General features: G+C 45.5%; 20 protein-coding genes. 17 read left to right on the plus strand and 3 right to left on the minus strand.

The features are described from left to right. Positions 1-22: 22 nt before the first annotated feature. Both LCM00_RS00385 and LCM00_RS00390 read right to left on the minus strand, forming a co-directional pair. Positions 23-1,597 (minus strand): histidine kinase N-terminal 7TM domain-containing diguanylate cyclase, encoded by a 1,575-nt coding sequence (locus tag LCM00_RS00385; protein ID WP_224896781.1) that lies wholly within the window; start codon positions 1,595-1,597, stop codon positions 23-25. A gap of 146 nt (positions 1,598-1,743) precedes the next feature. Next, positions 1,744-2,169 carry a VOC family protein gene (locus LCM00_RS00390; protein WP_224896783.1) on the minus strand — a complete coding sequence of 142 codons (426 nt, stop codon included), beginning with the start codon at positions 2,167-2,169 and terminating at the stop codon, positions 1,744-1,746. Between the two features lie 154 nt (positions 2,170-2,323). Here LCM00_RS00390 and LCM00_RS00395 point away from each other — a divergent pair, with 154 nt between their 5' ends. From LCM00_RS00395 to LCM00_RS00440, 10 genes are all read left to right on the plus strand, one after another. Further along, complete coding sequence (locus tag LCM00_RS00395; RefSeq protein WP_224896785.1) at positions 2,324-3,610, plus strand: MFS transporter; 1,287 nt, start codon at positions 2,324-2,326, stop codon at positions 3,608-3,610. A 389-nt stretch (positions 3,611-3,999) separates the two neighbouring features. Then, complete coding sequence (locus LCM00_RS00400; RefSeq protein ID WP_224896787.1) at positions 4,000-4,395, plus strand: MarR family winged helix-turn-helix transcriptional regulator; 396 nt, start codon at positions 4,000-4,002, stop codon at positions 4,393-4,395. Positions 4,396-4,426: 31 nt separating this feature from the next. Beyond that, the gene (locus LCM00_RS00405) at positions 4,427-6,025 is read left to right on the plus strand and encodes an MDR family MFS transporter (protein ID WP_224896790.1); all 1,599 of its coding nucleotides are present in this window, start codon (positions 4,427-4,429) and stop codon (positions 6,023-6,025) included. A gap of 117 nt (positions 6,026-6,142) precedes the next feature. Next, complete coding sequence (gene kynU / locus LCM00_RS00410; protein ID WP_224896791.1) at positions 6,143-7,414, plus strand: kynureninase; 1,272 nt, start codon at positions 6,143-6,145, stop codon at positions 7,412-7,414. 13 nt (positions 7,415-7,427) lie between these two features. Next, positions 7,428-8,051, plus strand: a complete 624-nt coding sequence (gene kynB / locus LCM00_RS00415; protein WP_224896793.1) for an arylformamidase — start codon at positions 7,428-7,430, stop codon at positions 8,049-8,051. A 15-nt stretch (positions 8,052-8,066) separates the two neighbouring features. Continuing rightward, a complete protein-coding gene (locus LCM00_RS00420) occupies positions 8,067-8,765 on the plus strand; it encodes a tryptophan 2,3-dioxygenase family protein (protein WP_224896795.1) in 699 nt (232 codons plus the stop codon). 86 nt (positions 8,766-8,851) lie between these two features. Next, on the plus strand, positions 8,852-9,877 hold the full coding sequence (locus tag LCM00_RS00425) for a serine hydrolase domain-containing protein (protein ID WP_224896798.1): 1,026 nt from the start codon (positions 8,852-8,854) through the stop codon (positions 9,875-9,877). A gap of 233 nt (positions 9,878-10,110) precedes the next feature. Then, complete coding sequence (gene helD / locus LCM00_RS00430; protein ID WP_224896800.1) at positions 10,111-12,432, plus strand: RNA polymerase recycling motor HelD; 2,322 nt, start codon at positions 10,111-10,113, stop codon at positions 12,430-12,432. A gap of 123 nt (positions 12,433-12,555) precedes the next feature. After that, positions 12,556-12,903: a hypothetical protein gene (locus LCM00_RS00435; protein ID WP_224896802.1), complete on the plus strand. Its 348-nt coding sequence runs from the start codon at positions 12,556-12,558 to the stop codon at positions 12,901-12,903. A gap of 68 nt (positions 12,904-12,971) precedes the next feature. Further along, the gene (locus LCM00_RS00440; RefSeq protein ID WP_224896804.1) at positions 12,972-13,163 is read left to right on the plus strand and encodes a hypothetical protein; all 192 of its coding nucleotides are present in this window, start codon (positions 12,972-12,974) and stop codon (positions 13,161-13,163) included. Positions 13,164-13,198: 35 nt separating this feature from the next. Here LCM00_RS00440 and LCM00_RS00445 read toward each other — a convergent pair whose 3' ends face one another. Then, positions 13,199-14,575, minus strand: a complete 1,377-nt coding sequence (locus LCM00_RS00445) for a dipeptidase (protein ID WP_224896806.1) — start codon at positions 14,573-14,575, stop codon at positions 13,199-13,201. Positions 14,576-14,797: 222 nt separating this feature from the next. Between LCM00_RS00445 and LCM00_RS00450 the strand changes: the two genes are divergently transcribed. The 7 genes from LCM00_RS00450 (at position 14,798) to paaC (ending at position 23,769) form a co-directional block, all read left to right on the plus strand. Continuing rightward, positions 14,798-18,211, plus strand: coding sequence for a hypothetical protein (locus tag LCM00_RS00450; RefSeq protein ID WP_224896808.1), 3,414 nt, complete (start codon positions 14,798-14,800; stop codon positions 18,209-18,211). A gap of 145 nt (positions 18,212-18,356) precedes the next feature. Continuing rightward, a complete protein-coding gene (locus tag LCM00_RS00455) occupies positions 18,357-19,112 on the plus strand; it encodes a TraR/DksA C4-type zinc finger protein (protein WP_224896810.1) in 756 nt (251 codons plus the stop codon). 488 nt (positions 19,113-19,600) lie between these two features. After that, entirely contained in the window at positions 19,601-20,029 is a 429-nt protein-coding gene (locus tag LCM00_RS00460) for a hypothetical protein (RefSeq protein ID WP_224896812.1), read from the plus strand. Positions 20,030-20,282: 253 nt separating this feature from the next. Next, a complete protein-coding gene (locus LCM00_RS00465; protein WP_224896814.1) occupies positions 20,283-21,617 on the plus strand; it encodes a phenylacetate--CoA ligase family protein in 1,335 nt (444 codons plus the stop codon). 18 nt (positions 21,618-21,635) lie between these two features. Beyond that, on the plus strand, positions 21,636-22,592 hold the full coding sequence (gene paaA, locus LCM00_RS00470) for a 1,2-phenylacetyl-CoA epoxidase subunit PaaA (RefSeq protein ID WP_224896816.1): 957 nt from the start codon (positions 21,636-21,638) through the stop codon (positions 22,590-22,592). 15 nt (positions 22,593-22,607) lie between these two features. Continuing rightward, on the plus strand, positions 22,608-22,973 hold the full coding sequence (paaB, locus tag LCM00_RS00475; RefSeq protein WP_224896818.1) for a 1,2-phenylacetyl-CoA epoxidase subunit PaaB: 366 nt from the start codon (positions 22,608-22,610) through the stop codon (positions 22,971-22,973). Next, complete coding sequence (gene paaC, locus LCM00_RS00480) at positions 22,912-23,769, plus strand: 1,2-phenylacetyl-CoA epoxidase subunit PaaC (protein ID WP_224896820.1); 858 nt, start codon at positions 22,912-22,914, stop codon at positions 23,767-23,769. The genes paaB and paaC overlap by 62 nt, the downstream gene beginning before the upstream one ends. Positions 23,770-23,772: the final 3 nt, after the last annotated feature.

A 23,772-nucleotide genomic window follows, 5' to 3' on the forward strand; every position in this document is an offset into this window, starting at 1 on the left:
CATAATACCTGCCTGTTCCCGCTTAAACTTCTGTCAACTCTGTTTCCCTCACAAACCGCTGAACATTATTTCTTCCATTCCTTTTGGCAGCATACAAAGCCTGATCTGCTTCTCTCATCAGAAATTGAATAGGATCATCCAAAATCTGCGGAAAAAGAAACATATGTGAAACTCCTAAACTAAGTGTTGCATGCACATAAACCTGGCCCGCCTTAGTGTACTGTCCTGACACATTCAGCCGAATCACTTCAGCTAAATCACAGGCTTCGTCAAAAGAAGTATCCGGCAGCAGGATGATAAATTCTTCCCCTCCGTATCTGCCTATCACATCAGTAGCGCGAATGCTCGCTTTGGCAACACCCGCAACGTGGGCGAGGACAAAATCCCCAGTCTCATGGCCGTATTCATCATTAATCTTTTTAAAATGATCGATGTCAAACATGATTAAGGAGACGCTCCTCCCATTGGGACTGATTGCCTCAAGTGATTCCAGCGATTTCTTCATAAAATAAGTCCGGGTGTAAACCTGTGTCAGGCCGTCAATAGAAGCGAGTATCTTCAGTTGTTCCTGGATCAGAATTTTTTCAGTGATGTTAACGAATGAAATAATCCGCCCGATTTGATGGCCGTTTTTATCCTCGACATCTGACATTTGCACCTGGTGGTGGATTTTTTTATCATCCTGAATCCATTCATAATCGCAGTCCATGCCATTCTCAATGATTTCACCGAGCGTGCCAGAGCCGGAGAATGCCTCTTTGAAAGGCTTTCCGATTACTGAAGGCTTGAGGAAGGGCATGATCGGACGCATCGCCGAATTGTAGTCAAGGATGGTCCCCTTTGTATTCAAAACAATGACGCCTTCTTTCATTCTGTCAAAAACCGTATCTCTCAATATGGGTGTCACATCAAACATTTTGAAAGACATTAAAGCGGCCCAGTGAAATAGGTAAGATAAGCTCATGGAAACGGGACCGAGATCAATCCCATAGGGGCTCAGGTCATTCAAATAAAAGTAGTTGGCCAGTATAGGGAACACGAGGCCTGCTGCCATGGCCAGTAATTGAAATCTGAATAAGAGGGATGCACCCCTAAGCTGAAGAAGCAGGGTCATCACACTTACTGAAAGGCAGATGAACATATAAAAAGCATGAACATAAAAGAAAGGGCCGTATTCCAGGTCGGCAATCGGGAAGGGTGCTTCATCTCTCAGCTCAACAGCCGTATAGTACAGGTGGTGAAGGCCATTTGTTGCATGCATGAAGATGGTTACGCCGGGAAAAAGAAAAAGAATATAATGGACCCAGGGCTTCAGTTTTTGCCCTGCATATTCAGCACACATCAAGAAGAGAAAAGCAGGTATAAAGGGCATAACCAGGTATTCAGCGCTAAGCCACAATAGGATGCCCTTTAATGTTGAACTGGACAATTCAAATACATAGAAAAAGGAAAAGAGCGACGATAAGATGGTCGCAATGATATATGGTTTAACACCTGGAGCGCCTTTTAGCTTAAAGAAGGCAAATAGGCATAAACATAAGCTTAAAACTCCTGAAAAAGCGACTAGCGATTTATATAAAATCAATTCATTGGTCATGTCATGTTCTCCAGTAGCATAAATCTTTTGATAGATTATTAATCATATAAAGTATACTGTAAGACCTATAGGACAGGAAAGGACTTTTGTCATTTAAAGGATGAAAAAGAAAAATCCGCCTTCCAATTTAGAGAAGGCGGTTTTGCTTATTCATTTACGATCCCTGGATAATCACAATACTCAATGATTGTTCCTTCTGTATCAGCAGGATTCAGGTACACGAGCCTCCTGCCGTGCTTGTTCGTCCTGAGGGAATCCTCCAGAATCCGGATTCCGCTGGTTTCCAGGTCAGCGATTGCAGCCATTAAATCAGGCACCCGGTAGGCGATATGGTGGACGCCTTTTCCTTTTTGCTTGATGAACCGGGCAATAGGGGAGGTTGTATTATTTGTCGGTGCCAGAAGTTCGATCCGGTCGCCATTGACCTCTAATATGCAGACTTCGCTTTCGACTCCGGGCGCTTCACTTACGTATCTGTCAATCAGTTCAGCATCCAGTATGTTTGTGTAAAATTCGAGGGTGCTGTCTATATCCCGTACGGCGATGCCAATATGATCCATAATTTTTTCCACAAATATTGCTCCTTTCGTTCCCTAACAGTTTAAAGGAAGGAAGGGAGGTTTACAATCCATCTGCAGCCGGCAGTGAAAAATTCACAAAAAATGTATAAAAAGCACTTGCAACGGTTTAACTGAGAGACTATGATAGCTAAGGTAATTATTGTTTATGAAAAATTCTACAATGAAAGAAGATGTATATATGGCCCGACCGGCTTCGGCTGCCGATGCAAATGAGAAGCTCAGCATCCGCAACGGGATTGCTACTACTGTCATTTTGAACATCAGCACCAATTATTTTCCTCTGTTTGCGATCAGTGTACTTGGCGTTTCAAACTACCAGGTAGGACTGATCAGTTCCCTTCCCCAGTTTATCGGAATTTTTGCCATGGTGATCGGCTCCCTGCTCATTGGCAGGATGGAAGAAAAGAAGCGGCTTACCGCTTACTCCTTCCTGGCGGCCCGTTTTTTCCTTTTAGCGATGTTTATGCTTGTCTATCTGCCTGAGGGGATGAGAGGGTGGATATTCGTCCTCCTTGTCGGCCTGATGAATTTTCCAGGGTCGATTGCCAATCTGAGCTGGCAGTCCTTCATAGGGGATCTGATACCGGACAGCCGCAGGAGCGGTTTTTTCAGCGAAAGAAACAGGGTCATGACCCTTGTGGGAATGCTTTCGACCTTTGCCATTGGGATTCTCCTGCAGCAGTTTGACCAGTCCAATGCCCTGCCGTTCCAGGTTTTATTTATGGCTGCTTTTTTGATCGGGCTTGCGGAAGTGTATTATCTGTTCAAGCATGAAGAGCCAAAGTCCAGCAGGAAAGCGGAGAAAAAATTAAGCATCGGCCTTCATGTTTTCAGGCACAAGCCTTTCTTGTATTTTATCATCTGCAGCCTTTTCTTTAATTTCGGCTGGCAGATGGCCTGGTCGCTTTTCAGCATCTATCAGATCAAAATTGCCGGCGCCACTGCTCTCTGGATCAGCCTTTTCACTGTTGCGAATCAGCTTGCCCAGATTGTCAGCTTTAAATGGTGGGGGAGGATGGCTGATAAACACTCTAATGCGAAAATGATGATCCTTGTCTCGTTAGGCATGGCATCGGCACCAGTGCTGACGATACTCTCCCCGAATATGGTGTACCTTGTTATCGTCAATTTCTTTTCCGGGCTGTTCGTCTCAGGAACTGTTCTTCTTCTTTTCAATCAGCTGCTCGAGGTAACGGAAGAAGAAACGCGCAGCTTATGCATTTCCAACTATAATATATTGCTGGCGCTCGTCGCCTTCATTGCACCGCAATTCGGGGTATTCCTCCTTGAAGCGGCTGGGATGGATTCTGCGATGATTGTTTCTTCGGTCCTTCGTGGAGCAGGTGCGATCTTCTTTTTCTCCCTGTTCATCTATCTCAGGAAGTCAAAGGGCCATCCTTTATCAGTAAAACTGGCCAGGAATACAATATAAAAAATATAAACCAAAAGCCTGAAAAGCTTTTGGTTTTTTTTTGTCGGTTTGAAAATTATAAATGGTAAATGTTGGGGGTGGTTTCCAATTTTTAATCAACGTCCAGCTACAGCGCCTGCCCGCTCGAGGCCACAAGCCAAACCACCCAAAAGGCAAAGAACGCCTTTCCGGGTGGTTCGTCATGAGGCCCCGGGATAAGGGTCATACAGACTTTGCCACAGGACGTGGCGTTCTTAGTCTGCGTTCCTTAAGTGATCAAGGCGCTTACGCTTTTGTTCTCTTGACAAAAAGAAAGCATAGGATTATAGTTGCTTAAGTTAATAGTTCATAAAGTTAATTATTTATCTGGTAAATGGAAGCAGGGGTGAATACAAATCAGCAGGAATAGATTGATTTACGACCTGATTGCAGCAATGAGAGGAACGGTTAAAAGATCAAAAGCAGATTTTCATGGCCTGTTTGACGGGTATATCCCTTTTAATGAATTCCTTGTTCTCAGGAGGCTGACAAAAGGTGAAAGCAAGGTTTCCCAGCTGGCTGGAGCGCTCGGCGTCTCAAGCAGCCATATTACGGCAGTCAGTGAAAAGCTGCTTGCCAAAGGACTGATCGTGCGGGCTGGAAGCGAACAGGACAGAAGGATTGTATATTTGTCCCTGACTGATGAGGGAAGAAAGATGGCAGCAGAGCTGGAGCGCGTTTTCGAGGATTATTTTGAAGAAAAACTCCGGGACTTATCGGATGAAGAGCTCGCTCTGACAAGCAGCCTGCTGGGAAGGATCCACTAAAAAGAGACATCATTAAGAGGTGAAACAAAGAATGGAACATTTGAGCCAAAAAGAAAAAATTACGATAATGATCGCTATCATTGCCGCTATGTTCTTTGCAGCGGTAAATCAGACTATCGTAGGGAATGCCCTTCCAAAAATCATATCTGAATTGGGAGGACTTGATTATTACAGCTGGGTTTTCACGATTTATATGCTGACCAGCGCTATTACAACGATCCTTGTCGGAAAACTGTCTGATATTTATGGACGGAAACCGTTTATTTTAATTGGAATCATCATATTTTCTATCGGCGCCTTTTTATCAGGAACATCCTCTGATATTTTTGATTTAATCACATACCGCGGAATCCAGGGCTTTGGTGCCGGGATGATCATGTCAACCGCGTTCACAGCAGTAGGGGACCTGTTTGCTCCGCGCGAAAGAGGGAAGTGGCAGGGAGCAATGAGCGCTGTGTTCGGGATCTCCAGTGTCTTTGGCCCGACACTCGGCGGATATATTGTCGATAATTTAGAGTGGAAATGGGTATTCTGGGTATTCCTGCCGCTTGGCATTGTCGCACTTGCATTGATTTGGAAGCTGTTTCCGTCACAGGAAAAGAAAAAAGGGGAAAGCGTCGATTATGTTGGGGCAGTATTCCTGACAGCGACCATCGTTCTCACTTTATTAGGCTTTTCCTGGGCGGGAACGAAATATGACTGGGGTTCATCACAGATCATCATGCTGTTCGGCGGCGCTGTGATTGCGCTCATCCTTTTCATCATAATCGAAAGAAAGGTCAAAACACCGATTCTGCCGCTATTTCTATTTAAAAACGGCATTTTTACAATCTCTAATATCATTGGCTTCGTCATCGGGGTGTCCATGTTTGGCGGCGTCATGTATGTGCCTTATTTCATCCAGGGAGTCCTTGGATATTCAGCCACTCACTCGAGCTTCCTGACGATGGCGATGACTCTGGGACTGGTTTTCGCCAGTGCTCTTGGCGGCCAGATCATCTCGAAGACAGGCAAGTATAAGCTCCAGGCAATCATCGGATTATGCATTTCTGCCGTAGGATTGTATTTATTATCACGGATGGATGCAGATACTTCTCAATACGCACTTGTCGGGTTCCTTATTCTTGTAGGTTTCGGGATCGGAATCGGGATGACGGTGTTTACACTGACAGTCCAAAATGCGGTTGAGCAAAAATTCCTCGGGGTTGCTACGGCGACTTCACAGCTGTTCCGGTCTGTCGGCGGAACAGTGGGTGTGGCCATTATGGGAACCCTGCTGAATAACCGAATGGAAGACAAAATGACCACCATGTCACAGAACCAGAATACCAATAATATGGCTGCTTCTCCTGAGCTTGCAGGGAAACTGGAAGCACTGAAGAATCCTCAGCTTCTCCTGGATCATGAGAAACTGGCGCAGGTTAAGGCTTCGCTGCCTGCAGAAGCGGCTTCCCTGTTCGAGCACATTATATCAATGCTCAGGGAGGCCCTCAGCTATGCATTGTCAGGAGTGTTCTTATTTGTTACTATCACCATGCTGGTGGCAGTCATTCTTACCTTCTTCCTGAAGGAAATTCCTCTCAGGAGTGCAGCAGATGCAAAGGCACCTGAGCCTGCAAAAGGCGAATAAATAGAAGGATAGGGACCTGGCTTAGCCAGGTTCTTTTTCCGTTTAGCAGGTTAATTCAGAATATTGACAATACCCTTTTTCTGGCTTACCTTTTAAGGAGAGCAGGGAGGGAATAGCTTGGATCAATTAAGAGAGAGAGCGGATTATTTGGATAGCCAGGATCCGCTCCGCAAGTTTGCAGAAGAATTCTACATAAAAGACAAGATGATTTATCTGGATGGCAATTCACTGGGACTTTTATCCACAAGGGCAGAAAAAACACTGCACGACATGCTAGACTCATGGAAAAACTTAGGAATAGACGGATGGATGAGCGGCAAAAGCCCTTGGTATTATTTATCCGAAAACCTGGGACAGCAGTCAGCGGCATTGGTTGGAGGAGAGCCTGAGGAAGTGATTGCAACCGCTTCCACCACAACGAATCTCCACCAGCTTGCAGCAACCTTTTTCAAGCCGGAAGGCAAGCGGACCAAAATATTGGCCGACGAATTGAATTTCCCATCGGATATTTATGCTTTGCAGTCACAGTTAAAATTAAAGGGGCTGCCGCCTGAAGAGCATCTCGTACAGGTAAAGAGCAGGGATGGCAGGACCATCAGCGAGGAAGATATTATAGAGGCGATGACAGATGAAATCTGCCTGATCATCCTTCCTACTGTTCTTTATAGAAGCGGACAGCTTCTTGATATTGAACGGCTGACAAAGGAAGCCCATAAGAGGGGCATCCTTATCGGTTTCGATGCCTGCCACTCTGCCGGCGCGGTTCCGCACCATTTTTCAGAATGGGGCACGGATTTTGCTTATTGGTGCAGCTATAAATATATGAACAGCGGGCCTGGGGGTATAGGAGGCCTTTATGTGAATAAAAAGCATTTTGGCAAAATGCCGGGCTTATCCGGCTGGTTCGGGTCTGATAAAAGCAGGCAGTTCGATATGGAGCATACTTTCACACCAGCTCATGATGCAGGCGCTTTTCAAATTGGGACGCCTCATATTTTAAGTGCCGCTCCGCTCTTAGGTTCACTCGAGATGTTTGAGGAAGCCGGCATCGATAGAATCAGAGAGAAATCCTTGAAAGCTACCGGCTACCTGATGGAATTGGCAGATGCTTATCTGTCCGGTTATGGGCTTACACTCGGAACGCCGAGAGAAGATATGCGGCGGGGAGGGCATGTTGCTCTTGAACATCATGATGCTGCAAGAATCTGCAAAGCATTGAAAGAAAAAGGCGTCATACCGGATTTCCGTGCTCCGAATATTATCAGGCTCGCACCGGCAGCCTTTTATACCTCTTTCAATGATATCTGGAGGGCAGTGTCCATTCTAAGGGATATCATGGAAAACAGAACCTATGAAAAATATGAAAACAAGCGCGAAATCATCGCATAAGGAGTCACAAAAGATGATCATTGATATTTCGAGAAAGCTTCACATAGGGATGCCTGTCTGGCCGGGAGACACCCCTTTTGCCTATGAAGTGAACTGGCCGAAGGAAGAGAGCGGTTCGGTTAATGTCGGGAAGCTTACAATGAGCATACACACCGGCACTCATGTGGATTCCCCTTTCCATTTTGACTCAGAAGGGTACCGGATGACAGATATTCCGCTTGAAGTGTATATAGGGAAAGCGCTGGTTGCCGATCTTGCAGGCGCAGCAAGCATTGGGAAAAGAGAGCTTGAAGGAATTGATCTTCATGGTGCTGAGAGGATTCTATTAAGAACGGCGTCATGGAAGGAAGCTTCTGTGTTTCCGGAAGAAATCACCTTTTTAAATCCTGACATTGGGCCGTTTTTAGCTGAAAAAGGCGTCAAGCTTATTGGTGTCGATGTACCGTCCGTTGATAGGCTGGACAGCAAGGAGCTTCCCGCCCATCATGAGCTCCAGCGATGCGGGATCCATATTCTCGAGGGGCTGGATTTAAGTGAAGCAGAGCCGGGGGTCTACGAATTGATCGCACTTCCCCTTCCGATTGAATATGCCGATGGAAGCCCGGTGCGCGCAGTGCTCAGAAAATATCCTGATTGAAATGGGAGTGATACTGTGAAAGAGGAAAGCAAACAGCCTACGGACTATGAAAAATACATCCGCACACAAGAACTGCTCAGCCTTCAGAAGGAAGAAGAAGAGCTCTGCTGTGAGGATGAGCTTACTTTCCAGACAGTCCACCAGATTGCGGAGCTGCACTTCAAGCTGATCCTTCAATATCTGGACCGGTCATGCAAGAGCATGCAAAAAGGAGATGCCGAAGGGGCGAGCCTTATGCTTGACCGGGTTATTGAGCATCTGCGCCAGCTCCCGCAGGTTTTCGATCTCGTAAAATCCATCACACCTGCCGATTATCATACGATCAGGCTGTTCCTTGGAAGGGGCAGCGGCCAGGATTCTCCTGGATTTAACAGCATCCTGAAGGAAGGCCCGAAGCTTTGGGAACCGTTCGAGCAGCTGTTAAATAAAGAAAACAGGACGGTGCTGCAGCTCCTTGAAAAACCGGACAGCAATCGGATGCTCTACCGTCTCTTGAAGAATCTGCTCACATTTGACGAGTATTTCCAGACCTTCCGCCATTCCCACATCCAGCTGGTCAGACGGATGATCGGCCTGCGGACGAAAAGCTTGAAGGGAATTCCTGCACAGGCCCTTGAACGAGGTGCAAAGCATGAGTTTTATCCGCTTGCATGGGATGCTGTCTGCGAGCTGACGGACCTTACCGGATCCAGCTATGATCCTAAGCCATTATAGAAAGTGAAATAATGAGGGGCTCCTGTTTTTATGCAGGAGCCCAGGCATCTAACTGAAGTTTTCATTGGAAAAGAGAGAGGTAGACTATGGAAGAAATACTTAGAAAGCATTATTCATTAAAAACAAATCAGGTAGCAGCTGCAGGAGTTACTCAAAATGGTAAAAGAACGGTTATAGGAATTACAGACAATGGAGTGATACACGATATAGGCGATGCTGTGTTTGAAATTGGATCTGTTACAAAAGTATTCACAACAACTTTATTCGCTCACTTTGCAGAATTGGGAAAGGTGGGCCTCCACGATCCCCTTCACAAATATATACCTGCAATGAAAGATAAAAGCATTACACTATATCAGCTGGCCACCCATACTTCCGGACTGCCGAGAGATGCGAATAATATGAAAATGAAATGGAAGGACCGCCATAATCCTTTTAAAAATTTTCAATTGACTGATGCCTATCATTTCATCGAGAATTATACTGCGAAAAAGCAGCCGCCTCACAGCCCGTCTTATTCCAATATCGGGATGGCCATGCTTGGAAATGTTCTATCTTCCATCGAGGGAGAGAGCTATGAAAACCTATTGAAAAAGTATATCTTCGAACCTTTTAAAATGCATAATAGTTTTATTACTTTTGAGGACAGCATGAATAAAGAAGAAATCAAATCTCCACTCGGCAAAAAAGGTTTTTACCCTCGCTTTGAGTTATACGGAGATGCTCCTTCAGGCGCAGTAAAATCAACCTTGAATGACTTATTGTCATTTCTGGAAGCAAATATGGGTGTGCTCGATAACAATCTGCTGGAAGCAATGCAATCAACCCATCAGGATCAGGGGTTAAAGCCTTTGAATAAGGATGTCAGCATGGGAATCGGCTGGATGAAGGCAGATTATACGGGGCGAAAAATAAATATAAACACACATGGCGGCACAACGCCGGGATTCAATACCCATATTGGCTTTACTGAAGACCACAAAACAGGAGTCGTTGTGTTTGATAATATTCATTTAGAGCTTTTTGATATTTTATCGATGGCAGTTAAAAAAGAATACACGAAAGTTGAAAAAGCGGCAGAATCTCTCTATGAAGAATTACTGATTAAATAAGCTGGCAAGGCCTTGGGCCTTAATACTGACTAGACACCAAATTAAAAACACAAAAAAAACAAGACCGGCTAAAAACAGCGGTCTTGTTTAATATATGTATTAGTGTTACAATGAAGAGCGGTCTAAAAAAACCATTTGAAAATATATATTATTATCTAATTAAATATTAACACAGAAACACAAGTGGTGTCAACTGATAGCGGCCGTAATTTTTTCCGGGGAGTGTTTTTTTTATGAGCAAACCAGGCGATAGCCAAGAAATGGAACAGCATCGGGTAAAAGAGATCGTTAAGATTGCAGACAGCAAGATGCACAAGCTTTTGGATAAAGGGTCTGCAGCAGGCTCAGATGTGCTTGAACTCAAAAAAACATTCTGGGAAGATGTTACAGTCAATCTGGATGAACCAGATGATGTAATTGAGACGTTTACGAGCATCAAGCAGCAGGCTGAGCTTTTGTCTGAAAGAGAAAGGACCAAAAGCCAGCTTGACCGGCAGCTGAGTACATTGGCAAAAATCAAGAACTCTCCCTATTTCGGAAGAATCGATTTCCATGAGGAAGGAGAAAAAGAGGAGGATGTCATCTATCTAGGGATATCCTCTCTTATGGATGAAGAGGATGAAAATTTCCTCGTCTATGATTGGCGGGCTCCGATTTCAAGCATGTATTATGATTATGCTCCCGGCCCTGCCCATTACAATACGCCGGAAGGAACCATTGAAGGAGAAATGCTGCTGAAGCGGCAGTTCATCATCAGAGGCGGGAAGATTGGAGGGATGTTTGATACAGGGCTGACGATTGGGGACCAGCTCCTCCAGGAAGTTCTCGGCAATAAGGCGAGCACCCAAATGAAGTCGATTGTAGCGACTATCCAAAAAGAACAGAATGAGATCATCCGCAATGAAAACAGCAAGGTGCTCATTGTACAGGGTGTTGCCGGAAGCGGGAAAACATCGGCTGCCCTCCAGCGTGTGGCCTATCTGCTTTACAGGCACAGAGGCACCCTTCAGGCGGACAATATTATGCTGTTTTCTCCGAATTCCCTTTTTAACAGCTATGTTTCAACCGTCCTTCCTGAACTTGGCGAGGAAAATATGTCACAGGCAACCTATCAGGAGTATATAACGCGAAGCCTGGGCAGGGAGCTTGGTGTAGAAGATCCTTTTGATCAGCTGGAATCTATCCTTTCAGAAGAAGAGTCTCCTGAAAAAGAGATGAGGAAGAAGGCAATCAGGTTCAAGTCTGATACCGGATTTGTCGAAATGATTAATGCATATGCAGCGAAGCTCTCGGAGGAAGGGCTGCAATTTGAAGATCTGCACTTCCGCGGAGAAACTCTTTTTTCCCATGAAGAGATCAGCCAGTATTTTTACTCACTGGATAAATCCATCTCCATCCCAAACCGGATGCAGCTGACGAAAGACTGGCTGCTGCAGGAGCTCCGGAAAATCCAAAAAGCAGAGCGGAAAAAAGAATGGGTGGAAGAGGAAATTCAGCTTCTCGATAAAATGGATTATCTGGAAGCCTTTAAAAAGGCACAGCAGAAGCAAAATAAAAACGGTGAGAACTTTGACGAATTTGAACAAGAACAGAAGTTCCTTGAGAACATGGTGGTCAATAAAAGATTCAAAGGACTGAAAAGCAGGGTGAAGAACTTAAAGTTCCTTGATGTATTTGCCACATATGAACAGCTTTTCCGCAAAGATCATCTAATGGATGAATCTCTTTTACCGGAAAACTGGAATGCTGTCTGCACGATTACCACAGCAAATCTGAACAGGGGAAAAATCCCATACGACGATGCCACGCCATACTTATATCTGCAGCATCTCCTGGAAGGGAGGAAGCAGGATACGGGCATCAGGCATGTGTTCATTGATGAAGCCCAGGATTATTCTCCTTTCCAGTTTGCTTATATTAAAGAGCTGTTTCCATACAGCAGGCTCACTCTCTTAGGCGATGTGAACCAGGCGGTTTATACTCATTCCATTGGTGCTACTACTCTGTACCACGGCCACGAGGAAGAAGCAAAGACCATCGTGCTGACGAAAAGCTACCGCTCTTCCAGGCCAATTGTAGAATTTACAAGATCTTTTATCAGCGGCGGGGATCTTGTTGAGCCATTTAATCGGGAAGGCAGGCTTCCTGCTGTAATATTTGAAGAAAACAGGGAAGCTCTCCATGCCAAAATTGCCGAAACAGTGGAAAGGCAGCTTAAAGATGCTCATAAATCAATCAGCATTATCTGCAGGACAGCAAAAGAGAGCAAGGCAGCATTTGATGGATTGAAGGAACTGCTGCCTGATGTGCGGCTGATTGAAAAGGGAACGATCTCTTATGAAAAAGGCGTCACCATCATTCCTGCTTATCTGGCAAAGGGCATTGAGTTTGACACCGTCATTATTTATGATGCTTCTGCCTATAAGAATGAAAGTGACCGGACCATATTCTATACTGCCTGCACAAGGGCCATGCATGAGCTTGATATTCTATATACAGGCAGGAAAAATGATTTTATCCTTGAAGTGGATCCAAAACTGTATACGACTATGTAATTTCTTGAAGGCATTGAGCACAGACTCAATGCCTTTTTCCATGTTTTGCAGAATAAAAAGAGGTTTTGGACGTATCCATTAGGGAAAAATCGAAAGAGATGCCGGAAGGAGTGAAGATACATAATGGCTGAATCAAAAGTGGCTGGCGTGTTTTCCTCTGCAGATGAAATCATCCGGAAAGCAGCGGATGAGTCTTCCGCAGAAAGCTATATAGTGGTGTGCAGGGATAGTGAAGAGGGTGACAAGCTGAAAGAGAAAACAGGATTGCAAGTTGAAATGGTTAAACATTCACCTTCAAATGATGGTCCGGTCTTCCGGAATCTTGCTACAGCGTTTGAACAGGATGGAGAAGATCCAGCTCTTTCCAGTGTTCTTGGGAGGCTTTCAGACCTTGGCCTGTCAGACCTGGATGCCCGGGAAGTCCTGGGGTATGCCGAAGATGGTCTGCTTGTACTCTTAAGAACAAACTGATCTATCGCGGTTTGGAACCTTCCTTCCGGTGAAGGCAATCATATAAAATAAATGAGGAGATGTTAACTATGGAAAATTTTAAAATTGTTTACACATTTGAAAAAGGCCTGGAGGTCACTGAGGAAATTGAGGCTGAAAGCCGGTCAGAGGTTATTGGGAGGATCAAGGATCTCGAAGGCTTCATTGAATTTACCGATAAAGAGGAAAATTATCACCGTTTCAGCTTTGATGATGTAAAACTGGTTTCAATTAAGAAATAAAGAAAAGGCGCTGAGAAGCGCCTTTTCCTATGGTTTCAGAATTGTTCTTCCGCAAGATCCTGCCAGTAATGGCAGAGTGTCTGCAATCCTTTATCAAAGTTCTCAAGGTGAAAATGCTCATTGGGAGCATGGAAGTTTTCATCCGGCAGACCGAAGCCCATCAGGACGACTGGCAGCTCCAGGAGCTGGTCGAAAACGGACACAATCGGAATGGAACCTCCTCCGCGGGTGAACGCCGCCGGCACACCATATACTTTTTCATAAGCTTTTCCGGCAGTCTGGATGGCCGGGTGGTCGAACGGAGTAACATAAGGTGCACCTTTGTCGAATAAAGTGACGCTCAGTTCAACTCCAGGAGGTGTCTGCTTTTTGATATGCTCCTCAAGCAGGCGGGCAATTTCATCCGGGTCCTGGTTTGGGACAAGCCGGCACGTAATTTTGGCTGATGCCCGGGAAGGAATGACCGTTTTGATTCCTTCACCCTGGAAGCCTCCCCCGATGCCGTTCACTTCCAGCGTCGGCCTTACCCAAAGCCTCTCAACAGTTGAGTACCCTGGTTCCCCAAACAGCTCCTTTACTCCGGCCTGTGATCTAAAGCTGTCATCCTCTAAGCCAAGTGCTTCATAAGCCTCTTTTTCCTGCTCAGTCAATGTTTCCACCTGATCATAAAAGCCGTCGACCAGTATTTTTCCGTCAAAATCATGGAAGGAAGACACAATCCCGGCTAAAGCATGTATCGGATTTTGCACCGCGCCTCCATATAATCCGGAATGCAAATCGGCATTTGCTCCTTTCAAATCAATCTGAAGCCCGCAGAGCCCCCTTAGTCCATAGCAGATGGAGGGCCTGCCTTTTTCCATCATGCTGGTATCCGAAATCACTGCTGCATCTGCAGAAAGGAGTGATTTATGCTCCTGAGCAAATTTAGGCAGATTTGGACTTCCGACTTCTTCTTCACCTTCTATACAGAACTTAAAATTTACAGGCGCAGTCCCATTCACCTTCAACAGCGCTTCAAAAGCCTTGATATGCATGAACACTTGACCTTTATCATCACTCGCTCCCCTGGCAAAGATTTTTTCGTCCCTGATTTCGGGATCGAAAGGCGCACTTTGCCAGAGCTCGAGCGGATCGGCTGGCTGAACATCATAATGTCCATAAATCAGGACGGTCGGCTTGCTCTCATCTTTTATGTAGTCACCATATACAACCGGATGGCCTGATGTAGCAAAAATTTCAACATTTTCTGCGCCTGCTTTTTCAAGCGCCTTCGCAGTCCATTCAGCTGCTATTCTGACATCTTCCTTATGATCAGGCAGGGCACTGATGCTTGGAATGGATAAAAACTCCTTCAGCTCCTGAAGGTGGGTGTCACGTTCTTTTTTCAAATAATCGAATACATCGTTTAGCATAGCTGCAGCCTCCTATTTCTCTGTACGGACCGGGTCTGCTCCCGCAGCCGGCAGAGCTTTCGCAAATAAATACTTTATATTCTTCAAAGCTGCTGAGAAAACCTCCCTCTTGCAAAAATTCTGCTGGATTTTTTAAAAATAGTTTCAATAAAGATTCTTTTGGTGTAATATTACACCAAAAGAATATAGTGGGATTTTAATCCATAGAGGGGGGCTATATCCTTGAGTTCTATTACCAAAGAGCATGAAAAGCAAATTTTCCAAAAAGAACTGTATAAACTGAAAAAGAAGGAATTAATCGGCCCGGACGATTATGATAGGGTACTTGGAGCCCATTTTGCCTACTATCAGTCACACGGATTGGCTGAAGTGGAATCGAATAAGGCGGAGGTTCCGGAAAAAGTAGAAAAGGTGATCAAAACACCTTTGCCTGCATCTGTACCTGAAAAGCCTTCTGCTGAACCAAAAACCCTGAGCCCCGAGGAAATGCGGGAACGGAATATATCGATGACGCTGAATCTCGGTGTCGTGTTGCTCCTGGTTGGAGGTCTTTTTGTTGCAACAAGCAATTGGGATGAAATGAGCGACTGGATGAAGAGCGGTTCCATTGCACTTGTTTCATTATTGTTCTTCGGTATATCCCTGGCAGCCGGGAAGCTTCTCGGAATACATAAGACTGCTTTCGCCTTCAATGTGCTGGGGAGCCTGTTCCTGCCCATCTTTCTGCTGTCTGTAAGCTGGTTCGGTCTAATGGGCCCGTATTTATCTTTTTATGGTGAAGGAAATTATTTTTATGCTGCTGCAGGAGCATTGATCCTGGCTCCATTTTATGGTTTCCTTGCCCGGAAAATGGATTCAGGGCTTTTTGTCTGGTTTGCTTTCTCAGCATTAACATCGGCTGCAGGTTTTTTGCTGCTTGCACTGGGGGCGAGGCAGGATACCTTTTATTTAGGCATGATGATTTATAATGCGGGACTGATTGGCCTGTTCCTGAAGGGGCGGAAAAGGAGTTCTTCTCTCCTGTTTTTTGGGGAACTGGCTTATATAATCCAGGCGAGCCTGATTTTGTCGACTGTTTTGATGCTTGCTTTTTATCAGAATACTTTTAGTATTGGCGTCAATATGCTTCTTGCAGCTGTCCTTTTTATGGCGAGTGTGTATGTTTCCGGCAAAAAGGAATACCACTTCGCGTTTACACTGCTTGTTGTGATGGGGGTTTACCAGCTGACGGAAAATTCACTGCTGGAGCTTTTCAGCCCGGCAGTTTATGCGGCTGCCGGTGCAGGATTTATGTTCCTGCCAAAACTGCTCAGGGAAGGGGAGAGCTGGGAGAAGATATTCAATTGGACGAGTGCAGCTGTGTCTCTTTTGGTCTTTTTACTAATCAGTGCAGAGGCAGTGCTGGCAGGATTGAATGATCCGTCCCTCGCCATGCTCCTCGCTTACCTGATTCTTTCAGGTCAGTTCTTGTTTCTGGCTGGAGGGAAAAATGGCTTATTCGCTTATTTAAGCCCTGTTTTCTTATTCGCAGCAGCATGGGAGCTTCTGTTATGGGCTGATGCGTTTTTCTCATTCAATAATTTTCTATTGCCTGTATTCCTGTCCGGTGCTGCTATATATGTCATATTCGGCATCCTTAAAACACGGGTATGCTTTCGTGTTATCAGGCAAAGTTCACGTGATATCGGACTGGCTGTAATGGGCATCTGCATGCTGCTGTCAGCAAGCTTTGCCTATTGGGGCAAGCTTGGCGTTATGCTGATGCTGCTCAGCCTTCTTTTATGGATGTCCCGGACTGCTGAAAAAAGGCAGGAATTCAAAGAAGTTTTGTCATGGGCAGTTCCTTTGTCATTTGCACTTGCCTTCTTCTCCTGGGGGGAATGGCTGCGGACCAGCTGGCCATTTTACAGGGAGACACTCGGATTTGCGATGAATGGTATCCTGGCTGCGGCCAGCTTGGCGGCAGGCAGGATGCTAAATAGGAAAATTGAGCCTGCAATGAGAAGATATATGTTTTTTATTTCCCAGGCCCTTTATTCCGCAGCCGTTTTATCTGCGATCTTCCTCCCGCTGAATGAGTGGACCAGGGCTGCTGTATTGATTTGCGGTATAGGGATTTACTACAGACTTCATAAAGCTGTGAAAAATAGGCAATCCTCATACCTGATGCCGGCAATCGTATTTGCAGCTTATTTTGCTATTTTAACTGCCATCAGCAGGGCTGTTTTCTTGCCTGAAATAGTCCGCTGGACAGAGATTGTCATGCCGGGTATTATCCTTGCCGGAATTTCCGGCTTTTTAAAGAATAAAGAACAAATGCTTTGCCGTTCCTTTGCCTGGTCAGCCCATACTTATCTTCCCTTTGCTTTGGCTTTGACCTGGCTGATTCATACTGAGCATGCTTTTATCAGCTTGGCTGCTGCAGGTGCTGTGTATTGGATCAGTTCCCGGCAATCCCATCGTGAGTGGCAAAAGAAAGCCTTTTTGTACAGTGCTTGTTTTTCACTGTTTTTGTTCTTCTATTCGCTTGACCTTTTGATTTTTGAGGGAAGCAGCAGGCAGTATGTTTTTATGCTCTCAAGCTTTGTGATCTATGGGCTATCACGCCTTATGACGGGGGACGAACAAAAGAGGCTGCCTTATTATCTTGTTCCCTTTTCTTTGATCGGACTTGCATCCTCGATGCTGGTGTATCCTTTTGGATTGACTGATTTCTCCTTCACGGTTATGTACGGGGCTGCTGTCTTATATTATCTCCACAGCAGGAATTGGGAGTTCCTGAATGGCGTTCCGCTGGTGCTCATCTGGCTTGCATCATTGATGTATATGACAGCATCTGGAATGGAACCTGTACTCTGGCTGCTTGTTATGGGCGGAATGGGAGCAGCTTTGATCGTTTTCGGCCATTTTCTTTACAAACAGCTTTATGAAACAGCGGAACGGGGATATAGGTTTGACAGCTATACACCGGCCGGCCTGCTTTTTTTCGCAGGAATGTATCCAGTGGAAGGCGGCATTTTGACGGAAGTGCTGCCAGGCCTTCTTATCTCGCTGGCATTATGGTCTCAAGGGAAGCGGAAGCCGCAGGGATGGGAGTGGATCCCGCCTGCTGCTGGTGCTGTGTTTTTGCTTCAGCCATACTTTGCCCTTATAAATTATATGCAGATCCCTCAAGTATTCATCAGGGAGGCATATGTTCTTCCTTTCATTGCAGAAATCATTCTAATAAGACTCATCCTGAAGGGGCGTTTTGCAGACCTTATCAGCAAGGTACAATGGGCAGTACTTGCTGTGTCAGCGATCCTTCTAGTGGAGGACGCTCTTGCAGGCTCAACCATTCAGGATGCATTGATCATTGGGATGTTATCACTGCTGTCCATTTTTGGCGGACTGATCTGGAAGATAAAGTCCTATTTCTTTACAGGCTTTGCCGTTCTTTTGCTTAATGTTTTGATGCAGACCAGGCCATTTTGGGGCAATCTGCCTTGGTGGGCTTACCTGCTGATCGCCGGAAGCCTTTTGATTGCAGCTGCAAGCTATTATGAATGGAATAAGCAGAAAACTGTTAAAGGGGAGACTGGCATACTGGCACGTTTCCGGAAAAGGATCATTCAGGGTCTCAAAAATTGGAAATAAACAAAGGGAGGGTCTATTGCCCTTTCCTTTTTTTATTGGATCGGGTTTTTAGGGAAGCGTTCATTTAACACTATTTAACACTCATGAGATTGCACTGTACATCCCAAAATATAGGTAGAACAAAACAGAAGGGAGAGATGGAATCTTGCTTACTAAAGACGAAATAGCAGCGTTCCGTTCCCAGCTATTGCATGAAAAAAAAGATCTCGAAGAAAGATTTCGATCTAATGATAATTTCGACCTGACAAGGGACCATCCGCATGAATCAGTCGGGGAGCTGTCCAGCTATGATAACCATCCTGGTGACGAAGGAACTGAGCTGTACGAACGTGAGAAAGACCTCGCACTGAACGAGCACTATAAGCTTGAACTGAGCAATATCCTGAAAGCGCTGCAGGCAATCGACAAGGGAACCTATGGCATCTGTGAAGTATGCCATAAAGAAATTCCAAAAGAACGCCTTGAAGCGCTGCCCAATACAACATACTGCAAGGAGCACAGCCCTGACCAGGTTACTTCGCATGATCGGCCGGTTGAAGAAGGTGTGCTGATGCCGCCTTTCGGCAAATTCGATATGGACGGGCAGGATGAGAATGTTTCGTTTGATGCGGAGGATGCCTGGCAGGAAGTCGAAAGCTGGGGGAACTCCGAAACACCATCCGACTTTATTGTTCCGCATGACCATTATAATGATACCAATATTGAAGCAGAGGAAAATCACGGCTATGTCGAGGATTACGAAAACTTCATTGGTACAGATATTGAAGGCAAGAACATTACGGTATACCCGAATGCACAGCATGAAAGGTATGAAGAGGCGCTCGATGAAGAAGGCATCATGACAACCTTCGGCGACCTTCCTGCCTATGAACATGATCCATATGTCGAAGACGAAAGCTGACTCTTAGGAGTTGGCTTTTTTACTTTTTGAAAGGGCTGCATTGCATTTTCAGTTGAGAGAAATTCTTTAGAAGGACTGTAATTTAGTTCAGTAAAAATTGTTTTGTTATTCTTTGTGGCTCAACAGATACGCCTCAACTACTGAAAATGATGGTTAATGATTTGGCATGCTATTTTTTCAAGGATATAATAAAACTAATCATAATGGATGAAAAGGCACTTTTTACTCAGGTGAATGATGGAAATTTAGAGCGAGCGGACTGGAACCTTTTAAATCTGAAAAACCAAACCAGAGTGTCTCAGGTGAGCAATCTGAAACCCTCATATTAAAAAAAAGAAAGCTTCCATCCATGCAGGCAACTTTGTAAGATAGGTATTCAAACAAAAATATATATACAAAAACGATATTTTTAAATAAAAGGGGAGGTACTTACAGACCAGTACTGCGATGTTTAAATGAAGTATACAAAGCCGGGAGAATAAAACTATATGAGCAAATTAAGTGATATCGATTTTTCGCATTTTGAAAAGCAATCTATTGTCAATGTCATTATTGGCTCAAATTCTCTGCTTGAGGTGGAGTTCACAGCAGGTGGGCTTGTCGCTGAATGTCCTTGGAGGCTCCAGCGTAAAAATAAAATTATGGCTGGAAGCAGCGATTCACGCGATGTTCCTGCAAATGTACAGCTCAAAGAGTCACTCATTGGCTGCCGGGTAAGTGAAGTAAACTTTATGGAAGAAGTTAAAATGCTGCGCATCACTTTTTCCGGCTCAATTGTTCTGGATTTATTTCATGACAGCTGCCAATTTGAGGGGTGGGAATTATACAGTGAGGATGGATTTACATTTATTTCGCTGCCCGAAGGGGACTTTTCTCTCCAGGAATTATGCACACTACAGGGCCAATGCAGGGAATAGTAGGTTTAATAAACTAGCCGGCAGGAGATAAAATTCTCCTGCCGGTTTTTTATCATTCTTTACAGGAGCGAGCATCGAATATTTACCGGAGATTTCGAAAGTAAATTCTTCCATTCAGCAATTTATACAGGATTGAATTTTCTGAAAAATAAATTGACAACGTTTTTTATTCGGGTTATCTTAATGATATAACATTTAGTTAACGAAACGAATTTTTAACGTTATATGAACAAACGGGAATAGGGGGTGTCCTTTGATTCTTCATAGCATTGAAAATGCGAGCAGAGAAAGTATTGATATGGTCCAGCTGGCAGGGCTTAAGAGTACAGCTGCAAGAGTTTTTCGCGAAGTGCCATTTTACAGGCAAAGATTTTCCGAAGCTAACCTATTACCCCAGGACATTCAGACACTTGAAGATCTGCAAAAACTGCCATTTACAGAGAAAGCCGATCTAAGGAGCCAGTATCCGTTTGGCCTTTTTGCTGTTCCGTTGGATAAAGTGGTCCGTCTGCATGCATCTTCTGGGACGAGCGGGAAGCCGACAGTGGTCGGGTATACAAAGAAGGATATTAGTATTTGGACAGAGCTTGTCGCCCGTGCCATTGCGCTGGGCGGCGGACAGGCTGGCGAACGCCTGCATAATGCCTATGGCTATGGACTTTTTACCGGGGGCCTTGGCTTGCATTATGGCAGCGAACATCTCGGAATGGCCACTGTCCCAGTTTCAGGCGGCAACACAGAACGGCAGATTATGCTCATCCAGGATTTTAAACCTTCAGTTATATGCGGAACTCCTTCTTATATTCTGAATCTTGCTGAGAAGATGGAGGAAATGGGGATAGATCCTGCAAGTACTTCGCTGAAATACAGCATATTCGGAGCAGAGGCCTGGTCGGAAGAAATGCGTGAGGTTCTGGAGAGGAAGCTTGCCATTAAAGCCTGCGACATATACGGCTTAAGCGAGGTTATGGGTCCTGGCATCAGCATGGAATGCCATGAGGCACAGGATGGGCTGCATATCGCAGAGGATCATTTCATTGCGGAGGTGATCGACCCGGAAACTTTGAAAGCGCTTCCTTTTGGGAGTGAAGGGGAGCTGGTCTTTACAAGCATTTCAAAAGAAGCCTTTCCAGTTATCCGCTATCGAACCGGTGACATTGCCAGCCTGTCAAAGGAAACGTGCAAGTGCGGAAGGACCACTGCCAGGATGTCGAGAGTAAAGGGCAGGATCGACGATATGCTGAACATCAATGGCGTGAATGTTTTTCCTTCCCAGATAGAAAGCTGTCTGGTTGGCCAGGAAGATATCTCCCCCCACTATCAGATTGCACTTCATTCCGGCAAGGCTCTCAAATCACTTGTCCTGCATCTTGAATTGGAGGAAAGGTCCTATTCAAAGATGGGCGGCGATTTACAGTCCGATTATGCGGAAGCTATCCGAATGAGGCTTAAAAACCATTTAAAATCTCAATGCTATATTTCCATTTCCGTTGAACTTCATCCGCCGAAAAGCATTCCCCGGTCCGAGGGGAAAGCTGTGAGAATAATTAATAACAAAAATGCCCCTGAAGCAATAAGCGGGATTTAATAGAAGGAGGATGACAATATGGCAGGACAGCTGTATTCTTCTTTAACCGAAGAAGAGAAGCTGGAAAACTTCATGCACAGGATTTCTCATGGGGAAAAAATAGAAGCGGATGACTGGATGCCCGATGATTACAGGCTCACACTCATCAAGCTGATCAGCATGCACGGAATTAGCGAAATCATGGGTGCCCTGCCTGAAAAGGAATGGGTCCCTAAAGCGCCGACACTAAAAAGAAAGCTGGGCATTATGGCCAAGGTCCAGGATGAAATGGGCCATGGACAGCTTTTGCTTCGGGTGGCAGAGGATCTGATGCTGCCGCTTGGGAAAAGCAGGGAAGATATAATGGAAGATCTTTTTACAGGAAAGCTGAAATTCCATAATGTTTTTCATATGGAGGCTCCGACATGGGGGGACGCCGGGCTTATAGGCTGGCTTGTGGACGGTGCAGCCATCATCACCCAAACGAATATGCTGGGTTCATCTTATGGTCCTTATGCAAGAGCATTAAAACGAATCTGCGCTGAAGAGGTTTTCCATGCCCAGCATGGCGAGGCGATCATCATGGCATTGGCAGAGGGGACAGAAAAGCAGAGAGAGCTGGTCCAGGATGCGGTCAATCGCTGGTGGGAAGCATTGCTGATGTTTTTCGGACCGGCAGATGCCCGGGCGACCGGCACGTCCAAGCAGGATATTACGATTAAGTACAAAATCAGGACGAAAACAAATGAAGAGCTGCGCCAGGATTTCTTTTCAAAGTATGTGCCAAGGATTCTCTCACTGGGATTGACCATACCGGATCCGACCCTGGGATACAGTGAAGATACAGGATGGACATATAAACAGCCTGACTGGAGCCGCTTTAAGGAAATTATCAGCAACAGCGGGCCCAAATCGGCTGAAAGGCTGAGTCTGCGCCAGGATGCCTATCGGTCCTCCCAATGGGTCCGGGATGCACTGAGTGTGCAGGCTAATTAAGAAAGGAGGGAGCATGTGCCTGCTTCTGAATTTTACAGTGAATACGAAGTGTTCAGCAAAAAAACGGATACGTCACCAATGCAGCATCAGTTTTCGCTGCTGGCGCCAAATGAAGAGCTTGCCCTTGTTTTTGCACAGGAAAATTTCATGAGAAGAGAGCAGGTGGCCGACATCTGGGTCGTCAAGCGTTCACAGATACGCAAGATGGATCCGGAGGAGAGGCTCACACTGCAGCGGCTCGATAACAAGGATTACAGGACTGCTAGAGGATACGGATATTTAAAAAAGAAATGGCGCCAGTACGAACAGGATATGCTGGATGAAAAAGAAATTCTTTCTTGGGGAGGGAACGGGAACATTGACAGGCGAACTGAAGGCTGAGCAGCCCGGGAATAAAGCTTCCAGGGCTGCCATTGAACTATTATACCAGCTCGCGGATGATGATTTCATCCTTTCATACCGAGGATCAGAGTGGCTCGGCCTTGCCCCGCATATTGAAGAGGATGTTGCTTTTTCCTCTATCAGCCAGGACACAATGGGGCATGCCGCTATGTTTTATCAGATCCTGGAGGAAGCGGGCGAAGGAAACCCAGACGATCTGGCCCATTTAAGAAAGGCTGAAGAAAGAAGGAACAGCATACTCGCCGAAAGAGCGAATGGGCCAGGCCATTATCTGCAGAATCCGCAGTATGACTGGGCTTTTGCTGTTGTACGCAATTTTCTCTATATACAGGCGAAAAAAGTGAAAATGGAATCGCTGAAAACTTCCTCCTTTCTTCCGCTCCGTACAGCTGCCGTGAAAATAAGCATGGAGCTGCACTACCATCTCCTTCATTGGAAAACCTGGTTCTTGCAGCTGATGCAGGCCGGCGGGGAGGCCAGGAGGCGCATGGAGGAAGCGGCATCCAGCATCTATACCATGATGGGGGACCTCCTGAATCTGGGTCCGCTCGCAGAAGAAATGCAGGCCGAGAATCTGATAGCCGGTGAAGAACAGCTATTGAAAAATCTGGAAGCTAACCTGTCATCTGTATTTGAAGCAGCCGGCTCTCTTCTTCCGCGCCAATTTGGGCTCGAACTTGGGAATGGGAGAGAAGGCCAGCATACAAAAGACTTAACAGAAGCTTTGGACACACTTTCTGAAGTGTACAGAAGCGACCCGGCAGCATGCTGGTGAAAA

This window comes from Bacillus infantis, from assembly GCF_020171945.1.
Taxonomy (GTDB): Bacteria; Bacillota; Bacilli; order Bacillales; family Cytobacillaceae; genus Bacillus_AB; species Bacillus_AB infantis_A.